We start from the raw sequence: 19,838 nt of genomic DNA on the forward strand, positions 1-19,838 counted from the left end.
GGAGGCGACACACATGAATGTAGTACCCTATGTAGTGGAACAGACCGCTCGTGGTGAGCGGAGTTATGATATTTATTCACGTTTGCTCAAAGACCGAATTATTATGGTTTCCGGGGAGATTGAAGATCAGATGGCAAATGCCATTGTGGCTCAGTTGTTATTTTTGACTGCCGAGGACCCGGAGAAAGATATTCAGATGTACATTAACAGCCCTGGTGGGTCGGTGACCGCGGGATTTTCGATCTATGACACGATGCAATTCGTGAAGCCGGATATCTCCACGATCTGTACAGGTATGGCGGCAAGCTTTGGCACAATATTGCTGGTGGGTGGAACAAAAGGTAAACGTATGGCATTGCCAAACAGTGAGATCATGATCCATCAGCCACATGGCGGTACGCGAGGGCAGGCGTCGGATATGCTGATTCATGCTAACCGCATCATTCAACATCGTCAACGTCTTAACAAGCTGTTAGCCGAACATACAGGACAGTCGATTGAGCGGATTGAGAAGGACTCAGATCGAGATTATTTCCTGACTGCTGCTGAAGCAGTCGAATATGGATTGGTGGATAAAGTCATATCCAGCTCATAACAGTAGCCCGGAGGGTCATGTGACCTTTCGGGCTTTTTTGATTTATAATTCAAACTTTACATTTCGTTGGCCAGCGTAATAAGCCTGTTCATGCCTTCCCGAATCTGCTGCTCATGCGCATAAGAGAAGGACAAACGCAGCTTGCGACTGGCTGAATGATCCGAAGAATCGAATACGGTTCCGGGTACAAAGGCAACGGATTGTTCCATGCACTGGTGAAGCAGTCTTCCTGTATCCATGCCCCTCGGAAGCTCCACCCAAAAGTTAAGTCCGCCCTCGGGTCGGGTCCACGTCCAGTCTGTTTCCAGCAGATATTGTTCCATCACTTCCATACGTAGTTGGATGGCGGTCCGCAGCTTGGACAGATGCTGATGCATACGTTCTGACTGAAAATAACGGAGAAAAAGCTTCTGGTTCAGGAGAGGCGATCCGTTATCTGTCAGTGATTTTACGGCCTGTAGTCCTGGCATGAAACGCTGACGGCATATGATGGCTGCAATCCGCAGTCCGGGCGCAACATACTTGCTATAACTGCGAATGTACAAGGTGTGTCCGGTGGTGTCATAGGTGAAAATGGGTGCAGGAGGTTTCTCCTTAAAATAGATATCATAGGTGCTGTCGTCCTCGAGCAGAAAACAACCGTACTGTTCTGCAAGTTCGGGTAACTGTTTGCGCTGTTCTACTGGAACATTAATACCGGTTGGATTCTGAAAGGTCGGTGTCATATAAAAGAGGCGCGGCTTCTCACTCTTCATCAGCTGTTCGATCTGCTCCAGATCATAACCCTCGGGATGAATGTCGGTGAAGATGAGCCGGGCACCTTGTTTGCGGAAAATCTCCATTGCCGGTCCATACGTAGGCCGTTCCATCAAGACCCGATCTCCGGGCTTGACCAGCGTCCGCGAGATGACGTCAATTGCTTGCTGGGCACCCGATGTAATTAACACCTCGTCTGCGGAGAGGTAGAAGCGTTCCTTGGTTGTCAGATGGCTTGCCATTGCACTACGCAATTCCAGATCTCCTTGAATCGTGGAGTACGTTCCGAGCAGACGTGGATATTGATCCAACAGATCGCGCATCAGTTCTCCCCAATACCGATTGGGAAGCAAGGCGGGATCAATCAATGATTTGGAAAACTGGAATTCGGCTTCAAGCGATTGTACATGTGCGAGGGAGTCCCAATGCAACCAGGCAGACACGGCGGGATCATCCGCCTGATCTGTTACTGAGAATGGAGTTGCTGGACTGACATAATAGCCGGACTTGTCCCTCACATAAACATTCCCGCGCTCCTTTAACTCCTGATAGGCTTTGAAAACGGTCAGACGATGTACGCCGAGCAGTTCGGACAGGCTTCGTACAGATGGCAGTTTTTCATGTTCAGCCCACTCTCCCGCTTCAATACGTACAACGAGATAATGGATGACTTGCTCATATAATTTCAGGCTGTTATCTGTCATCATCAAGGTTTTGCCCATCCGGCTCACACTCCTTTGTGAACTCTATTGTAACAGCTAATAGGCGCCAACTGTTCTGTTTTATTCATTCTGTTCTATAGACCATGAGATATGATGAAGAACAGATAAAGGAGTGGTTATCATGGTGGGGATTGCATTTACGGTTATGTGTCTTATTTTCGGTACAACGTTTCTGGCTATTAAAATTGGAGTGGAGGCAGGCATGCCGCCTTTTCTGTCAGCCGGACTGCGTTTTGTAATCGCGGGAGCGCTGATGTTTGCATGGATGTGGATGAAGGGCAAGGTGAGCTGGTCCCTACTGTTCCGCAAGGAGATGCTGTTGACGGGAGCGGGTCTGACCTTCGGCACCTTTGCCACATTATATTGGGCTGAACAGCATGTGAGCTCGGGTGTGGGTGCCATTTTGTCAGCGACAGGGCCGCTTATGATTATGTTGATGCAGACGGCACTGTTACGGCAAAAAACATCTGCTCGTATGATGGTAGGCTGCCTAATCGGGTTCACGGGTGTGGTTCTGGTTGTGCTGCCAGGTGTATCGCTTGGTGCAGGTTACCTGTTCATGTGGGGCTGTATTGCGGTATTGGTGGGGGAAGTCTGTTATTCGGCAGGTGCATTGTACTCCAAAAAGGTCATTCATCAGTTCAAGGAGGCTAGTCCTGTAGCGATTAATGCGGTGCAGATGATGTATGGGGGATTGCTGCTGACTCTGCTCTCTGCTGGAACGGAATCGTGGAATATGTCTGTTCTGGATTGGGTGCCTGCTGTCTCGTCGGTCATCTATCTGACGGTCATTGGCTCGATGGTTGGACATAGTCTGTTCTATTGGATCATGTCGCGTACCAATCCGTTATTCCCGGCAACCTGGTTATACATCTCACCGCCCATCGCCGTTGGGCTTGGCGCTGTTGTCTATGGTGAGCATGTAAGCTGGATTACGTGGATCGGTGTGGTGCTGGTCGTTTCAGGTCTGCTGGCGATGAATGAAAAGGTGAGCGGCTGGTTGAAGAAAGGAAAGCGTGCGAGGGTGACAGTGCAGGCTTCCAAAACTGTTTTAAAATAGGTAAAGACTAATAGTATGCAGCTCCATCTCAAAATCAGCTCTTGATTTTAGGTTGAGCTGTTTGTTATTCCAACATAATGTTCTCGTTAACCAGTTGGTAGTAGTATTCATCCATTTGTTCTGCTGTAACATTTTCTTCGAAATGTTGTATCCACCACGTCACAAGTAAACGCATTACCCCCGAGTGAAACTCGGCTACCAGTTCTATGGGAAGTGAAAATTGTTTACCTCTTCTCTTCAATTCCAGAAAATCTCTTCTGAATATCTCTCCGATAAAATGTATGAAAAAGTTGTTAAAGCTCCCATCCTTCTGTTGGTTCTGCACGATGGTCTCCAGTACATTGCCAAACAAAATTTTAGATACGCTTTGCAAAGGCTGCTGTAGTCGATCTTCTACATTCATTTGTAAATAATCCCGAAGGACCCAAGTTAGGGTGGAGGACAGTAGAGCAAATTTATCCTTAAAATGTTTGTAAAACGTGGTCCGGTGAACCATAGCTTTGTCACATATTTCATTAATCGTGATGTTGCTGAATAGCTGGCCTTTCTCGCATAACAGATCGAGTAGCGCCATTGTTAACAATTTATGAGTTCGGGTAACTCTCAAATCCACCTTTTTACCAATCATTTTCATCTACATCATTTCCTTATTGTAGTTTAGCTATATAGTATCCTGATATTGATTCTTACTTGATAGGAGATTTCGAGTGTATATTGGTATTATAAGTAATTTTTTGATATAGCTACAAGTACGAAAGGATTATGATGGATTAGAGAGGATGAAGTGGCGATGTCCGACATGAAAAAAGCTGTAGTAATTGGGGCAGGTATTGCAGGGTTAATCACTGCAAGGATGTTATCTGATTATTATGATGAAGTATGTATCATTGAGCGAGATGAATTGCCTTCTGAGCCGGCGAATCGGCAGGGTGTGCCACAATCCTTTCATCCACATCGTGTATTACCGCGCGGCGGACTCATTTTGGAACATTACTTTCCCGGATACAATGATGAATTGGTCGCACTTGGCGCCATTCCTTCACAGGAAGAGAAAGTTGTGATTGCCAATCGCTACGGTACATTAGTGAATAAGGCGAATGCTGCTTCCTCATTCAAAATTGCATCGAGCAGTAGAGCCTTGCTGGAATGGGTACTGCGTCAGCGAGTCCGGAACATAGATCATATAAGCTTTTTAACGAATACAGAAGTTACGGGATTAATGGCATCAGAAGATCAGCGTTCCATTACAGGTGTGTATACCAAAGAAAGAGGCCGGGATCATCAGGAAGAAATGCTTGCAGCGGATATGGTTATAGATGCTGCGGGACGTTCTTCCAAATTAATTAGATGGCTTGGTAAGATAGGGCTGTCCGTGCCTGAGCCGGAAGTACTAAAGGTGTCTCTTGGTTACAGCACTCGCTATTATAAGATACCACCCTCTATTCAAAATAACTGGGCAACGGTCATAACAGAATCCGATCCTGCGCAAGGAATGCGTGCAGGCATGTTGTGGCGCATTGAAAATGATATCGCTGGACTATTACTGTTTAACGCAGGAGGAGATGAATATCCTTCAACCCATCCAGATGAATTCCAAGAACAAATCAAGCTTCTGTTTGCTTCGGATGATAACATAGCGTTGATAGACCAGCTGGAGCCTTTTCAAGGACCGCGGGGATACCGTATTTCCGAATCTGTCCGTCAACATTTTGAACTCATGGAGAATTGGCCCTCCGGATTACTCGTACTTGGCGATGCATTTTGCAGCTTCGATCCGATCCATGGCCAAGGCATGACGGTCGCTGCAATTGAAGCCGAGACCATAGGGAAATGTTTGGATGAGCAGCGAATGCACCTTGAGCCACAGTTTGAACGCCAAGTACTGCATCGTATGCAGCAGGCCATTGAACCGGCCTGGTGGCTTAGTTCTGTGGCTGATCTGCGTTGGAAAGGGGTCGTACATATCGGGCCTTCCCGAATGAAAGGGGTCGTCTTTGCGCAGAAATATATCAATTTGTTCAACAAGCAGGCCATGAAAAAGGCGAGTCAGGAAAACAATAAGCATCTCTTTATTTTGCAGTTCCTGATGAATGCTTTAATTCTTCCGCCAAGAGAATTTTTTAAAGCGGACGTTCTGAATATGATCCTGAATGATAACGGTTCCGAAGAAGAATTGGAGTTAAGAGCAGAGCTTGGTGTACAGGATCCTGAGCGGTTTCAGCAAAGAATTGATGAGCTCCTTCCGTCTTTTCAGCTGGAGCCTGATGGCCGAATCAAGAAACTGCTGGAGTCTATTCAACATGCCTTGAGCAAGTAAGCAGTTTAAAAGTGGGGGGAGTCGGGGAAAAGGCAAAACATGAAACAAATCATTCTTAATTTCTTAGCTAGCATTGTAATCTCATTCATTGTATTTTTTATTGTTTTGTTTTTTGACGATGTCCCAGATACAGATCGTGTCATCTTAGCTATGGCGATTACGATTTCACTACAGTTATCCCTGATCACCGCATTATTGCTCTCAAAACATAAAAAATAACAGAGAGAATATACCCAATATAATCTTATAAACAGCAAAGTGACTTATTTTTAAACATCAAACAAACAGCCCTGCACAGTGAAATTCACTGACCGGGCTGTTTGTTGACCTTATCTACTCTGCGTTCAATACAAACTTCTCAATAACCTCTTTTACACCGTCTTCGTTATTACTCGCCGTGATGTAGTCTGCCAGCTCTTTCAACGCAGGGATGGCATTCCCCATCGCTACACCAAGACCAGCAACTTCGAGCATCTCATGGTCATTCCAGGAGTCGCCGATGGCAATACACTCGCTGAGCTGGTGACCGAAGTGGTCAGCCAGGAACGTAAGGGCGTGGCCTTTGGTTCCTTCATTGTGCATAATCTCGAGGAAGTAAGGTTTGGATTTGGTAATATGCACTTGTGGTCCGAGCAATTCACGCAGTTCAACAGCAACCTTATCCAAGTAGTCAGGCTCATCGATAATAAGCAGCTTCGGTGTCTTCTGTTCGATGACTTTGATGAAATCAGATTCGATATAATATTGGGTGCCGTTTAGTTTGGCATAATCACGCAGCTTGTCGTTTTCCTCACGAGCATACAGCTTGTCGTCAATATATGTTTGAAGGTGGAGATTGTTCTCCAGGCAGTAATCATACAATTTGCGGGAAGCTTCCTGTGGAACGTAACGCTCATAAAGTACTTTTTCGTCCAGCAGGTTTTTCACCAAAGCGCCTTGATACGTAATAATTGGCACGTTAAGTCCGGTTTGACGAGCGAGGGCTTGTGCGGAAGCATAAGCACGTCCAGTCGCCAGCGTTACCGTTACACCATGGGCAACGGCTTGTTCCAGTGCAGTCTGTGTAGCAGGGGTAACTTCCTTGTTGTCGTTGATCAGGGTGTCATCAATGTCGATTGCAATCAATTTGTAGGTCATCTGTGTTTCTCTCCTTTTTTATCTGTATCTATACTAACGAACGAAAAAATAAGTTTTACACGAGGCCACTCCGAATACAGATTCATCTTTCGATCGCTGTTATCCCCGGATTTTTGATTCTATTCCCCTAAGGGGAAATCCGTTGATAAGCGTATGCTTCCGATGTAGCTTTTTTTCAAAAAGCTTTAAGCGAACGCTTCGCTTCTCCCGATAAATTCTGTCTTCTCCGTTAACGTGTAATCTTAGACTCCATTCTAAAACTATACTTCCATCTAAATCTTACTCTTCCAGGAAAACAAGGCCAATAAAGTCTTCCAGCTCAAGGTTGCCGAAGTAATGTTTTACATCCAGGCCCTCAAGTGCAGTACGCACCTCGGATTCCTCATAACGCTTGCCGCGCAGCATATTTTCGATATCCGCCACATCGCCTACACCGAAGAAGTCGCCAAAGATTTTGATATCCTCAATGCGTCCATCCTTGATGTTCATGCGCAGATCGATGATGCCGACAGGGAATTTGCGAGTGTGCTTCACATTGCTTTCCGGAGACAAGCCATAGTTCCAGTCCCAGTTGTTATAACGCTCAGCAGAGATTCCCTTGATTTTGTCCCAGTCCTTCTCAGTGAGCGTGTACTGTGGAACGTCCTTAGGCTCCATTCTGAAAATGTGACGCAAAAGCTCATCACGGAACTGCTCGATCGTCAGGTTGGTGTCAATCAGATCCCGTATGTTGGCGACCCGGCTGCGCACGGACTTGGTGCTCTTGGATTTGAATTTCTCGGGATTGACGTTCAGGGAAGCCTGAACATGCTCCAGATTCAGATCAAACATCAAGGTGCCATGACTGAACATGCGCCCACGTGTGGAAAACTGAGCGTTGCCCGAAATTTTCTTTTCGCCCACTTGCAGATCATTACGCCCGGTCAACTCGGCATTTACACCAAGCTCGTGCAAAGCTTCAACGACAGGCTGGGTAAACTTGCGGAAATTGTGGAAGGATTGACCGTCATCCGCTGTAATAAAACTGAAATTCAGGTTGCCCAGATCGTGATATACCGCTCCGCCGCCCGAAAGACGACGAACCACCTGCACACCGTTATCCTGAACGTACTCGATATTAATTTCTTCAATTGTATTTTGGTGCTTTCCGATGATGATTGACGGACGGTTAATGTAGAACAGCAGATAGCTGTCATCCTCCATCGGCAGATGCTTCAGAATGTACTCCTCAATCGCCAGGTTTACAGAAGGATCTGTAATGCCCTGATTGTCTACAAACAGCATGCTCATTCCTCCATTAATGTATGTGAGGGATTGCTAGTCCCTTATGTAGTGAACCTTGTATATCAAAAGGAACCGAAATTCCTCTTCTATTGTAAACGAATTATGGTTGGGACACAAAGAAAACAGGATTGACCCACACCTCCGGTGCCATCCATAATAAAAAGGACATACAGAAAGGATGACGGAAGAATGACCGGTTATATCGAAGTGTTCGGACATGGCGGGGACGTGGAGACGGCTGCGTCACGATTTGGAAGGGAAGCCGCTGAATTTCTGGATTTCAGTGCTAACATTAATCCGCTCGGTCCGCCCAGAGAAGTGCTGGAGTCTATACAGCAAGGGTTGCAGTCCGTGATTCGGTACCCCGATCCGGGGCATCGTAGATTCAAAGCACTGCTGAGCGAGCGTCTTGGTGTGATGCAGGAGCAGATTTCCGTGGGCAATGGTGCAGCCGAAAGTATGGCGCTCATCCTGCTGGGGCTTGCCCCGCGCAAGGTGGGTACGGTGGAACCGGGATTCTCGGAGTATCGGGCGTTGGCAGAACAATTCGGTGCCGAGGTTGTGCATACAGAGGGAAGAGAAGAGCTGGCGTGGCGAGCGGAACCCGAGGACATCGAACAGCTCATGGAAAAGGTAGACCTGCTCTTCCTCGGTCAGCCCAACAATCCGAACGGTGTACAATATCCGCTTGAGGTATTGCAAAGGCTTGCCCGCAAAGCGGAAAAAACGGGAACTGTCCTCGTCATTGATGAGGCATTTATGGATTTTATCCCGGTAGCCCGGCGTCAGTCCCTGGCAGCACATCTGAGCGACTATCCCAATGTGATCATCATTCGTTCGATGACGAAGTTTTATGCCATTCCGGGCTTGCGTCTAGGATATGCTTTGGGCCGTGCGGAATACATTCAGGCAATGACGAAGAAACAGGTGACCTGGAGTGTCAACGGTCTGGCGCTTATGGCAGGTGAAGCCTGTCTGCGCAGTGGAGAACGGTACGAACAGGAGACCATTTCACAGATCACGCGGGAACGGGAACATCTCATCGCAGGATTGCAGACGTATGGATGTGCGATCACACCGGGAGAAGCGAACTTTATTTTGGCACGTGTTCCAGCGCCTTGGACAGCAGCATCCATGCAGGAGGCGCTGGGCCAAAGGGGGATCTTGATTCGCAGCTGTGCGATGTATCCGGGACTTGATGAAGGCCATGTACGTTTCGCGGTCAAGGATGCAGACGCCAATGCCACATTACTCGAAGTGCTGGGCAGCGTGCTGGAAAGCAAGGGAGATCCGAATGCTGATCAGACCTCCATTCATGAATCAAGTCAGCAGGAGCAGACGAAAGATTCGGAACAGGAACAGGGAGGGAAACGGCAGTGACACTCCCGTTTTATAACTACTTCGCGAATGGAAAAACAGACGAGAATGAATATGCCGCCTCTTCCTGGCCGGGACTAAACATATCTGCATATGAACGACATATCAAAGCACAGAGCCCAATGGCTGCCCAAGCGTTGTCGAGTGCGGTATATGGCGGTGGGATGCTAGAACTGGATCGCATATTTAATATCTATGTGGACAGGCATTACCGTTGTGATGATCCGCCGCGTGATATCGAACAAGCACTGAACGAATGGCATGAGCCAGAAGATCAATGTGCCGGATTGTTGACAGCGGTAAGGCTGGAGCATACCTCCATTCAGGAATTTACAAGTGATGAATTTGGTCTTCTGTGCTGCACCACTGCGGGGGTATCGAATGCAGCACGCGCGGGTTCGGAGAGAACGGTATTTGATGCAGCGGGAAATAAGAAGATGGCTTCCGACATGAAGCATTCTGCTCCTTCAGCACGGAATCTAACGAAGCAGCCCTATGTCCCGGGTACAATTAACATCATGCTCTGGTTGAATGGACGCATGACCACCGGGGCGATGGTGAATGCGGTGCAGACGGCGGTGGAAGCCAAAGCGGCAGCGCTGGCGGATGCAGGTGTTTTGGATTCGGAGAACGGGTTGCCCGCCACCGGCACCACAACTGATGCCATTGTGTTTGCAGTACGTCAGGCAGTGGAGGAACCACAACCGATGATCACTTATGCCGGGACGGCGACTACGGCGGGGGCGGCGATTGGCAGATTGGTATACGACACGGTGACGGAGAGCCTTCAGGCCGGACTGTTATGGAAAGAGAGGATCAGGCACAAATGACTTTTGAGATAGAGCATCTATGGACCTGGCCGTTCTGGACAGGCATGGCTGGAGCCTGGATTATTATACTGGCGTACCTGTTAGACCGATGTATCGGTGATCCGCGCTGGATTCCCCACCCGGTGATTGGCATGGGAAAAGGCATCTCGGCGTTGGAGCGTGTTATTCGCTCGCGTGTGAACACAGATTCGGGGCTGAAGAGAGCAGGGCTGTTGTTCCCGCTTGTGGTTGCGGGGGGTTCTTTTGCCATCACTTGGGGACTTGTATATGTGCTTGGATTGATTCATCCTGTCATTGCGGCGGCAGCTGAAGTGGTGCTCATCGCAACGACCATTGCTTCAAAAGGGCTGAAGGATGCAGGTATGGAAGTGTATCGTCATCTGAAGCATCAGGATTGGCCGGCGGCCAGACGTTCACTGAGTATGATTGTAGGACGTGATACGGCGCATCTGGATGAACCGGAGGTTGTGCGGGGAACGGTAGAGACGGTTGCCGAAAATATCGTGGATGCCATTGTATCCCCGTTATTCTATGCGCTTATTGGAGGCGCTCCGCTAGCCATGGCTTATCGTGCCGTCAACACACTGGATTCCATGGTCGGATATAAAAATGACAAGTATCTGCATCTTGGTTGGGCCTCGGCCCGTCTGGATGATGTGGCGAACTGGATACCCGCCCGGCTCACCGCAATGCTGTTAATCGTGGGTGCCTGGGTCATGAAATTTGATGCCAAAGGAGCAGCACGGATGGTCGCTCGGGATGCAAGACTGCATCCAAGTCCGAATAGCGGGTTTCCCGAATCAGCAGTGGCTGGAGCACTGGGCATCCGACTTGGCGGACATAACGTGTATCACGGAGTTGCTTCGTTTCGTGCCTATATGGGCGAGGCCACACGGCCGATGGAAGCCGAGGATATTGTGCGAACATCACGCCTAATGTTCTGGTCCGCAGGGGCTTTTGTTGCACTTTGTGTGTTAATATCGCTGGGTGGCTGGCTGGCAGGAGGGATGCTGTTATGGCCCTAAATGAGGGGGATGCAGGCAAGGACATACATACGGATCAACCGGCTTCAATGAAAAGAAACATTCTGTGGGTCCGTCACGGGACAACGCTATGGAATGTGGAAAAAAGATACCTGGGGCATACCGACATCGGTCTGCTGCCAGATGCCAAAGAAGAACTGGCTCCGCTTCATGAACAATTGAGCCGTGTTTCGTGGCACGAGGTATATTGCAGTGATCTGCTGCGCTGCCGACAGACGCTGGAACAGATTCTTCCTGATGCCAGCGGAGAGGTGAAGTTCGATTCGCGTCTGCGTGAAATTGATTTTGGACAGTGGGAAGGGCTAACGTATGAGCAGCTCAAGGATAACCCTGAGTACCGAAACTGGATTGATGCGCCGCAGAAGGTCACTCCGCCTGATGGGGAATCGTGGCAGGAGTTTACGGGACGGTTGGATTCCTTTCTCCAAGAGATGTTGTTGGAGGGTCGTCCTTCGATGCACGTTGATGAGGGGCGCGAGTCAACCATAGTTGTGGTTACGCATGGTGGTGTCATCCGGTATGCCTTGTCCCGTCTGATTGCCGGGCTTGGATTCTGGGATACACATGTTGTCCCGGGACAGGCGATTCAGGTTCAGCTTGATCAACAGGGGAATGAGTGGTTTGGCAGCAGAGTGACTTTTCCGCCGATCGGGTTGTAAGGATGTACAATATACCCTATAATCACAACAGAAGTGTGACTTCAGCATGGATACAGATACGGTGCAGGCTGTGAAGCCTAATGCGTATATAACATGTAGAAATTACATGACAATGATATACCATATCAGCGACCAAGGGTCCCGCGTGTGAAGGCTATGTTCATGGCAGATTAGTACGAGTCGTGAAACACACAAGGGTGAAATGGGGAAGCCGGTGCAAATCCGGCACGGTCCCGCCACTGTAAAACAGGATGATTCCTGTAAGTCAGGTTACCTGCCCTGGACGTACAAACCGGTGTTCCTTCGAGGAAAGGACAGCGTTTCGGGCAATTCTATGCGCATGGACAACCTTTGGTTGAACATGTACAGATCGCCATATGCGAGACGTCATCCCTGATCCTGGACGTATGGATTGGGGATTTTTTATTGTTCATGTAAAAGAACCGAACTTTTACACGTTAACGAAGAGTGCAGAACCGATCTGAAGAAACGAAGTGTTCGCTTAAAGCTTTCTACAAGAAAGCTACATTGGAAGCATACGCTTATCCCCGGATTTTCCCTTTCGAAAAGGGAATCAAACAAATCTGGGGATAACAGCGATCGGAAGATGGTACTGCAATCGGAGTGGATTTGTGTAAAATTGATGGGTTTAACTTGTACAGGAACACCAAGGCATGGGAGCAGGAGTTTGAGCACGATGCAAGAAAATAGCACAAATAGAGAAGGGGAGAATAACAGAATGAATTTCAAGAATTGGAAAAGCGTAGCGTCCCTGCTAAGTGCAGCGGCACTCGTACTGGCTTTGGCCGGATGTGGCAATGCAACAACGAACGAGGGCACAGGTACTTCACAGCAACCGGCACAGGAGCAGTCCGAAGGCCAGGCGCAGACGGACCTCAAAACACAATATCCACTGACCGTTACGGATGCAACGGGTGAGTCTTTCACTTTTGAAAAGGCGCCAGCCAAAATTGTATCCGTGTCTCCGGCTGAGACGGAATCCCTGTTTGCCCTTGGATTGGACGATCAAATCGTTGGTGTATCCGACTATGACGATTATCCGGAAGCAGCAACAACCAAAGCGAAAATGGGTGGCATCACCAAGCCCAACGAAGAGTCCATCATTGCATCTGAAGCCGACATCGTCTTCACAGGAATCTCGATGAGCGAGGATGCCGTGAAGAAGCTGCGCGAGTTGGGTATTACCATTTTCAAAACGGATCCTAAATCCATTGACGATGTGATGAACAATATCGAAACCTTCGGTAAAATCACCGATCATCAGGAAAAAGCACAAGAAATCATCACTCAGATGAAACAGGACGTGACGGATGTAACCGAAGCGGTGAAGGCAGTTAAACCGGAAGAGAAGAAAAAAGTATACGTTGAATTCTCCCCAGGTTGGTCGGTAGGTAAAGGTGAGTTCATGGACGAACTGATCACTGTAGCCGGAGGAACCAATATCGCTTCAAACGAAAAAGGCTGGTACCAAATCAATGAAGAAAACGTGATTGCCTCCAACCCGGATGTGATCCTGTATGCCAACGATGTAATTGACGAAAACTCCAAAACACTGGATCAGATCATCAAGGCGCGCAGCGGCTGGGATCAAATTACGGCTGTGAAAAATGACGCGGTTATTGGCCTGGATGCCAACCTGTTGAGCCGTCCGGGTCCACGGGTAACTCAAGGGTTGAAAGAAGTAGCCAAAGCGATCTACCCTGACTTGTTCCAATGAGTAAAAAGCTGATCCTGTTCGGAACGACGGGCATGGTGCTGCTGGTGCTCACCGTGCTCATCTGCACGGGCATTGGTTCAGTAGCTTTGCCAATTCGGGATATTGCAGGCATCCTGATTCACAAAATTCCCTGGGTGGGCGACTGGATAACACCGGATTGGAATAAGCCAGCTGAACAGATTATCTGGAAAGTCCGTTTTCCGCGTGTACTGCTTGCTGTGCTCGTGGGGGCTTCACTGGCCATTGCGGGTGCGGGCTTCCAGGGTGTGCTGCGTAATCCGCTGGCCGATCCGTTTACACTCGGTGTATCATCCGGTGCATCGGTAGGGGCTGCTTTCCTGATTTTCTTCGGATTGCAGTACGCACTGATCGGGATTTGGACGTTACCTTTGATTGCGTTTTTGACGGGTGTAATCACGTTATGGTTTGTGATGGCACTGGCTCGTGAAGGGCGTAAAATACCAACACACAGCCTCATTCTGGCTGGTGTGGTTATGCAAAGTTTCCTGGGCGCAGTTGTTTCCTTCCTGTCGACCATGTCGAAACAGACGATTAATGAAATTATATACTGGACGATGGGAAGTCTGGCATTACGCGGGTGGTCGTATACGGCCATCCTTTTCCCGTATTTTTTGCTGGGGCTGGTCTTTCTCTGGAGCCGGGCACGTTCGTTGAATGTGCTTGCGCTGGGAGAACGTCAAGCGGCACATATCGGGATTGGCGTGGACAGGCTTAAGCTGTCCGTGCTGGCAGTCGGTACACTGCTGACCGCAGGGGCTGTCTCGGTATCCGGTGTCATCGGATTTGTCGGATTGGTGATCCCGCATATGTTGCGGCTGCTGGTGGGGCCGGATTATCGACTGCTGGTACCTTTGTCTGCCATTGGTGGAGCGATCTTCATGGTGTGGGCCGATACCATCGCAAGGTCGTTGCTGGCGCCCACTGAAATTCCACTCGGGGTGGTCACCGCCTTTGTTGGTGCGCCGTTCTTTGCTTACCTGCTGCACCGGAACAAAAAGTTGCAGAAGGGGATGATGCCATGAATTCCAGTACCAGTTCGAACTCAACTTCACTTATTTCCATTAAGGGAGCTGGGAAGTCATATGGTGATCATCAGGCATTGCGCAGTGTAGACTGGCATGTTGGTGAAGGTGACTGGTGGGGAGTTGTCGGTCCAAACGGTAGCGGCAAGTCCACCCTGATCCAGCTTATTGCCGGAACGGAACAGTTAAGCGAAGGTCAGATCCGTATCGATGGTCGAGATATCAGCTCATACAGCCGTAAGGACCTGTCACGCATGATCGCTGTATTGCAGCAGGACGGCTTGCCAGCCATCTCTTATCCTGTACGGGACGTGGTGGAGATGGGGCGATATCCGTACCAGAACTGGCTGGGGCGGGAAGTGGGTGATGGGGCACTTGTGGTAGACAGGGTGCTCGAAGACTTGGGATTGACGGAGCTCGCGGACAGACCGCTGGATGCACTCAGCGGCGGACAACGGCAGCGGGTCGCACTAGCGAAAGTCATGGCTCAGGAGCCGCGGTTGCTGCTGCTGGACGAGCCGACTACGTTCCTGGATATTAAGTATCAATTGCAATTCATGGAATTGTTATCGGCCTGGCGACAGAGAAACAACATTACGATTGTGGCTGTGCTGCATGATCTGAATCTCGCCGCGTTATTTTGCGATCATATTCTGGCGCTGCGTGAGGGCGTGGCGGTGGGAAAGGGCACACCTCATACGTTAATCAACGATGAGAATATTCAGGACATATTTCGCGTCAAACCCGCAATTGTCTCCCATCCCGACCATGCCATACCTCAACTGCTGCTACGGCGGGACATCGATTAGTTGAAGCGGGGCAACCCATATTTTGATGAAGGAAGTGCTGGTTGTATGAATAATGAACAGATGTTGGAGCAATTAACGAAAAGGATTACCGCTCCTGACCAGAAAGTGGCGGCAGAAACCTCTGCGCATGTGGATTCGTTGACGAAGCCGCCAGGGAGTCTGGGCAAATTGGAAGAGCTGGTGATCCGCCTGGCTGGCATGACGGGTATTGCTCGTCCGCGTTTTGATCACAGGGCGGTCATTGTCATGGCAGCAGATCACGGCGTAGTGGAAGAAGGCATCAGTGCTTTTCCTGCTGAAGTAACCCCGCAGATGGTCATGAATTTCCTCGCTGGGGGCGCAGCCGTGAATGTGCTTGCACGTCACGCAGGTGCTGATGTGATCTGTGTGGATATCGGGGTGAATGCCGATCTTGAACATCCGAATCTGCTTTCCCGTAAAATTCGCAAAGGCACGGCCAACATGGCCCGAGGCGCAGCGATGACACGGGATGAGGCAGTTCGGGCGATCCTGGCAGGAGCCGAAGTTGTATCGGCAGAGGTAGCGAAGGGAACACAGCTGTTTGTCACCGGAGAGATGGGAATCGGCAACACCACTGCAAGTGCTGCGGTAATGAGCGCACTAACCGGAGTTGCCCCGGCTGCTGCCGTGGGGAGAGGTACCGGCATTGATGATGCTGGCTTGCAGCGCAAAGCTGCAGTAGTTAGCCGGGCGCTTAGCGTAAACGCTCCGAACCGGGAAGATGCACTGGATGTTCTGTGCAAAGTGGGTGGACTGGAGATTGCCGGACTCACGGGGGTTATCCTCGCAGCAGCTGCTCATCGTTGCCCGGTTGTTGTAGACGGGTTCATCTCTACCGCCGCGGCGCTGGTTGCGAGACAACTTGCACCCCTGAGCACCGCTTATATGATCGCTTCTCATACTTCACATGAAAATGGACATGGAGCGCTGCTGCGTGAACTGGACCTGAAATCGATGCTGGATCTGGACATGCGTCTGGGTGAAGGCACAGGTGGTGTGCTCAGTCTTCATCTGATTGACGCAGCATGTCTTATTCTGAACGAGATGGCGACCTTTGCAAGCGCGGGTGTCTCAGACGGGACAAGCCCTGCTTCGGACTCTGCGTCGGATGACTCATCCGTGCAAAGAGAGGGTTCCCGATGAGTGTACTGGTGACGGGCGGGGCACGCAGTGGCAAAAGCTCCTTTGCCGAACGTCTCTGCATGCAGCGTTCCTCGGAGGCCTGGTATGTGGCGACAGCCCAGGCGTACGATGATGAAATGCGTGAGCGTATCGCCATGCATCAGCAACAGCGCGAGGCATCGGGGTATCTGTGGCATACGATGGAAGAGCCGATGCATCTGCCTGCTTTGATTAACCGCATGGGTGAAGGGCACACAGGGACTTCTGCACCCACCATTCTGGTGGATTGCCTGACGCTTTGGCTGACGAATGTTTTGTTAGCACATGAGCATGACGAGAAGCAGGTGTTACAGGGACATTTGGACGCACTGGTTGAAGCGATTCGAATCTATCCCGGTTTGCTTGTTCTTGTTACAAATGAAGTGGGGGACGGGATCGTACCGGAATATGCCCTTGGCAGGAAATATCGGGATCTGGCCGGTGTATTGAATCAGCGCATTGCGGCGATATGCGGTGAAGTGTTTCTGGTAACCGTAGGCATTGCGACTGAACTGAAAAGCAAGGAGTATCGCTTATGAAGGATGGCACGCCTGCTCCTCAGCGCAAACATGCCGCGGCAGCCGCTTTTCAATTTTTGTCCCGTTTCCCTGTCAAAATGCACATCGATTTTGTCCCGCCGCTGCTGCGTGAAAGTGTTGTTTTTTATCCGCTGGTCGGTGCTGCAATCGGTCTGTGTGTCTGGCTCGCGGGAGCCTTAAGCGGTGTAGTGCTTCCCGCCTTTCCGGCTGCCGTCCTGACCTTGACGTTATGGGTGTGGCTCACTGGTGGGCTTCATCTTGACGGATGGATGGATACGGCAGATGGTTTGCTCAGTTATCGTACTCGTGAGCGAATGCTGGAGATTATGAAGGACAGCCGTGTGGGGGCCATGGGCGTGATCGCCTGCGTCTTGTTGCTGATGATGAAAGCGGCGCTGATCGCCGATTTCATTGCCCGGGGCCACTGGGTGTATGGTGCGCTGTTGATCCTGCCCATGATCTGGAGCCGCTGGTTCATGGTGTATGCGATGTCTGCATGGCCGAATGCGCGCGGAGATGATGGACTTGCCGTATTGTTCAAAGGACTCGGTGAGCGGAAAGAGGTCCAGCGTGCACGCAGCTCAGCCGTGGGGCTGACCTTGATCGCAGGGGCAGTTACGTTTGCCGCGGTGTGGCTTTTCAAGCCGGATATGGGGATTGCAGATGCAATGCTGAGTGGTCTGGGAACACTGCCATGGTGGCTATACCCGGTGACGGCCGTTATTATACTGCCTGTGGCGTGTTATTACATCGGCCGATTCGTGGCTGCGCGGATCAGTGAACGACTCGGCGGTTTAACCGGGGATACGTATGGTGCCATGAATGAGCTACTGGAGGCGGCTTTGTTGACCGTGCTGAGCGTGCTTCAAGGACTGTTCTGGCTTTAACTTTTGAAGTGTGAAGCAGTTTGGAGAGCGTTACGCATGAGGTTGGCAGCATGGTGATCTGGAGATAACACGTAGACAGGGGGAGAGATCGTGGAGGGTAAGCTTGTACAGCAAACAGCAGCAGTACTCATGCTGCAAGGGACGGCTTCCGATGTGGGTAAAAGTGTCATCACAACGGCATTATGCCGTATATTCAAGCAGGATGGCTTCAAGCCAGCCCCGTTCAAGTCACAGAATATGGCGCTGAATTCCTATGTGACGGAAGATGGCAAGGAGATTGGTCGGGCCCAGGGGGCACAGGCCGAAGCCTGCGGTATTGAGGCGACTACCGACATGAACCCCATCTTGATCAAGCCGGTGCGGGACATGCATTCGCAGATCGTGGTGCATGGGGTACCTTTTGCCCAGATGAGTGCTTCGGACTACCGTCAGCATTTCCTGCCAGAAGCAAAGCAGACGGTTATGGATGCGTTGAACCGGCTACGGGACACTTATGATATTGTGCTGATGGAAGGGGCGGGCAGTCCTGCCGAGATCAATCTGAAGGATCGGGATATCGTCAACATGAATCTGGCAGGTTGGGCTGATGCACCGGTAATTCTGATCTCTGATATTGATCGGGGCGGGGTATTTGCTTCCATCGTTGGCACACTGGAGCTGTTAGAGCCGCATGAGGTCCAGCGTGTGAAGGGTTTTATCATCAACAAGTTTCGCGGTGATCTGTCCCTGTTGCAGCCTGGACTCGATTGGCTCGAAGAACGGACAGGCATTCCAGTATTAGGTGTATTGCCTTACATAAGAGATATTCAGATTGAAGCAGAGGATTCAGTGGTGCTGGACTCCATGCGTCATGGGAAATCCGGCAAAACCGAGCTGGATCTGGCGGTGATCCGATATCCGCGAATTTCCAACTTTACAGACTTCGATGCACTTTCTCGTGAGCCGGATGTGAATGTGCGTTACGTGACATCGCCAGAGGAATTGGGCAGTCCGGATGCCATTCTTCTGCCGGGTACGAAGGATACGATAGGGGATCTGGGATTTCTGCGTGAGTCTGGTCTGGAGCAGGCAATCGCCAGCCAGACCGAGCGTGAGCATGTCCAGCTCGTAGGCATATGTGGCGGATACCAGATGCTGGGACGTCATCTGAAGGACCCATTTGCTGTGGAGGCAAATCAGATTCAGGAAGCGAAGGGACTTGGCTGGCTTCCGCTATCGACAACGTTTCTTCAGAACAAACAGACGGTTAGAGCTTCCGGTCGAGTGCAGCCTGATCATCCTGTTCGTCTGTATAGTGAACAAGATGCAGCTGACGCTTCATTACCTGTAAACGGATATGAGATTCATATGGGTGTTACGGAGTGCCACGAGCCGGAGCATGTCACCGGATTGTTTGAAATCTCCCATCCAGGTGGTGAACCATTCCATGAAGGCTGGGGCACAACGGATGGCAGGGTGTGGGGAACTTATCTACATGGTTTGTTTGAAAGTGATCAATTCCGACGTTCATGGCTGAATGGTTTACGTGTTGGAAAAGGACTGGTTCCGCTTCAGGAGACATACAGTGCGCATGAACGTAAAGAGATGGAGTTCGATCGGGTAGCCGAATCATTGCGTTCGGCATTGGATATGCAGCGTGTGTACGAGATAATGGGTATTAAGTTACCGGAGTGAGCAGGAGAACAGAGTCAACAGCCGATCTGAGCGAGAAAACATCAAGTGATATATCAATATGGGAATGTGATTAATACGCTCAGGTATTGATTTTGAAATGGATTAAATGCATTTGTTAATCGTCATAAAACAGTTCTTATACAACAATACCCCCATGTCCGACAAACCGTTCTCTGGAAACGGAAT

General features: G+C 50.0%; 19 protein-coding genes and 1 riboswitch. Of the genes, 15 read left to right on the plus strand and 4 right to left on the minus strand.

Translation table 11 applies throughout. The features are described 5' to 3' along the window. Nucleotides 1–13: 13 nt before the first annotated feature. Complete coding sequence (gene clpP, locus NLBNIHML_RS24695; protein WP_307538868.1) at nucleotides 14–595, plus strand: ATP-dependent Clp endopeptidase proteolytic subunit ClpP; 582 nt, start codon at nucleotides 14–16, stop codon at nucleotides 593–595. Between the two features lie 56 nt (nucleotides 596–651). Here clpP and NLBNIHML_RS24700 read toward each other — a convergent pair whose 3' ends face one another. Further along, nucleotides 652–2,073, minus strand: coding sequence for an aminotransferase-like domain-containing protein (locus tag NLBNIHML_RS24700; RefSeq protein WP_494352999.1), 1,422 nt, complete (start codon nucleotides 2,071–2,073; stop codon nucleotides 652–654). A 121-nt stretch (nucleotides 2,074–2,194) separates the two neighbouring features. Here NLBNIHML_RS24700 and NLBNIHML_RS24705 point away from each other — a divergent pair, with 121 nt between their 5' ends. Continuing rightward, a complete protein-coding gene (locus tag NLBNIHML_RS24705) occupies nucleotides 2,195–3,133 on the plus strand; it encodes a DMT family transporter (protein WP_494353000.1) in 939 nt (312 codons plus the stop codon). A gap of 64 nt (nucleotides 3,134–3,197) precedes the next feature. Here NLBNIHML_RS24705 and NLBNIHML_RS24710 read toward each other — a convergent pair whose 3' ends face one another. Further along, nucleotides 3,198–3,767, minus strand: a complete 570-nt coding sequence (locus tag NLBNIHML_RS24710; RefSeq protein ID WP_494353001.1) for a TetR/AcrR family transcriptional regulator — start codon at nucleotides 3,765–3,767, stop codon at nucleotides 3,198–3,200. Between the two features lie 156 nt (nucleotides 3,768–3,923). Here NLBNIHML_RS24710 and NLBNIHML_RS24715 point away from each other — a divergent pair, with 156 nt between their 5' ends. After that, on the plus strand, nucleotides 3,924–5,450 hold the full coding sequence (locus tag NLBNIHML_RS24715) for an NAD(P)/FAD-dependent oxidoreductase (protein WP_494353002.1): 1,527 nt from the start codon (nucleotides 3,924–3,926) through the stop codon (nucleotides 5,448–5,450). A gap of 39 nt (nucleotides 5,451–5,489) precedes the next feature. Then, a complete protein-coding gene (locus NLBNIHML_RS24720) occupies nucleotides 5,490–5,669 on the plus strand; it encodes a hypothetical protein (protein WP_339240437.1) in 180 nt (59 codons plus the stop codon). Between the two features lie 114 nt (nucleotides 5,670–5,783). On the opposite strand, the gene NLBNIHML_RS24725 is transcribed toward NLBNIHML_RS24720, so the two are convergent. Together NLBNIHML_RS24725 and lplA are read right to left on the minus strand one after the other, a co-directional pair. After that, on the minus strand, nucleotides 5,784–6,587 hold the full coding sequence (locus NLBNIHML_RS24725; RefSeq protein WP_192134328.1) for a Cof-type HAD-IIB family hydrolase: 804 nt from the start codon (nucleotides 6,585–6,587) through the stop codon (nucleotides 5,784–5,786). Nucleotides 6,588–6,866: 279 nt separating this feature from the next. Then, entirely contained in the window at nucleotides 6,867–7,871 is a 1,005-nt protein-coding gene (lplA, locus tag NLBNIHML_RS24730) for a lipoate--protein ligase (RefSeq protein ID WP_339259649.1), read from the minus strand. 189 nt (nucleotides 7,872–8,060) lie between these two features. On the opposite strand from lplA, the gene cobD reads away from it, so the two are divergent. From cobD to NLBNIHML_RS24785, 11 genes are all read left to right on the plus strand, one after another. Then, entirely contained in the window at nucleotides 8,061–9,251 is a 1,191-nt protein-coding gene (gene cobD, locus NLBNIHML_RS24735; protein WP_494353003.1) for a threonine-phosphate decarboxylase CobD, read from the plus strand. Beyond that, nucleotides 9,248–10,078 (plus strand): adenosylcobinamide amidohydrolase, encoded by an 831-nt coding sequence (locus NLBNIHML_RS24740; protein ID WP_339259650.1) that lies wholly within the window; start codon nucleotides 9,248–9,250, stop codon nucleotides 10,076–10,078. Before cobD ends, NLBNIHML_RS24740 begins: the two co-directional genes overlap by 4 nt. Nucleotides 10,079–10,122: 44 nt before the next feature. Then, a complete protein-coding gene (gene cbiB, locus NLBNIHML_RS24745; protein ID WP_342573295.1) occupies nucleotides 10,123–11,103 on the plus strand; it encodes an adenosylcobinamide-phosphate synthase CbiB in 981 nt (326 codons plus the stop codon). Continuing rightward, complete coding sequence (locus NLBNIHML_RS24750) at nucleotides 11,094–11,780, plus strand: histidine phosphatase family protein (RefSeq protein ID WP_342572220.1); 687 nt, start codon at nucleotides 11,094–11,096, stop codon at nucleotides 11,778–11,780. Before cbiB ends, NLBNIHML_RS24750 begins: the two co-directional genes overlap by 10 nt. 146 nt (nucleotides 11,781–11,926) lie before the next feature. Then, a riboswitch (cobalamin riboswitch) is annotated at nucleotides 11,927–12,076 on the plus strand. Nucleotides 12,077–12,519: 443 nt separating this feature from the next. Then, complete coding sequence (locus NLBNIHML_RS24755; protein WP_342572221.1) at nucleotides 12,520–13,518, plus strand: ABC transporter substrate-binding protein; 999 nt, start codon at nucleotides 12,520–12,522, stop codon at nucleotides 13,516–13,518. Next, a complete protein-coding gene (locus tag NLBNIHML_RS24760; protein ID WP_494353004.1) occupies nucleotides 13,515–14,561 on the plus strand; it encodes a FecCD family ABC transporter permease in 1,047 nt (348 codons plus the stop codon). Before NLBNIHML_RS24755 ends, NLBNIHML_RS24760 begins: the two co-directional genes overlap by 4 nt. Next, complete coding sequence (locus tag NLBNIHML_RS24765) at nucleotides 14,558–15,370, plus strand: ABC transporter ATP-binding protein (protein WP_494353005.1); 813 nt, start codon at nucleotides 14,558–14,560, stop codon at nucleotides 15,368–15,370. The genes NLBNIHML_RS24760 and NLBNIHML_RS24765 overlap by 4 nt, the downstream gene beginning before the upstream one ends. Before the next feature lie 45 nt (nucleotides 15,371–15,415). Continuing rightward, the gene (gene cobT / locus NLBNIHML_RS24770) at nucleotides 15,416–16,534 is read left to right on the plus strand and encodes a nicotinate-nucleotide--dimethylbenzimidazole phosphoribosyltransferase (protein WP_494353006.1); all 1,119 of its coding nucleotides are present in this window, start codon (nucleotides 15,416–15,418) and stop codon (nucleotides 16,532–16,534) included. Then, nucleotides 16,531–17,091, plus strand: a complete 561-nt coding sequence (cobU, locus tag NLBNIHML_RS24775; protein WP_339240453.1) for a bifunctional adenosylcobinamide kinase/adenosylcobinamide-phosphate guanylyltransferase — start codon at nucleotides 16,531–16,533, stop codon at nucleotides 17,089–17,091. Before cobT ends, cobU begins: the two co-directional genes overlap by 4 nt. Further along, nucleotides 17,088–17,978: an adenosylcobinamide-GDP ribazoletransferase gene (gene cobS / locus NLBNIHML_RS24780; RefSeq protein ID WP_494353007.1), complete on the plus strand. Its 891-nt coding sequence runs from the start codon at nucleotides 17,088–17,090 to the stop codon at nucleotides 17,976–17,978. The genes cobU and cobS overlap by 4 nt, the downstream gene beginning before the upstream one ends. Nucleotides 17,979–18,107: 129 nt before the next feature. Next, the gene (locus tag NLBNIHML_RS24785; protein WP_494354760.1) at nucleotides 18,108–19,652 is read left to right on the plus strand and encodes a cobyric acid synthase; all 1,545 of its coding nucleotides are present in this window, start codon (nucleotides 18,108–18,110) and stop codon (nucleotides 19,650–19,652) included. Nucleotides 19,653–19,838: the final 186 nt, after the last annotated feature.

The organism is Paenibacillus sp. JNU01 (assembly GCF_059130585.1).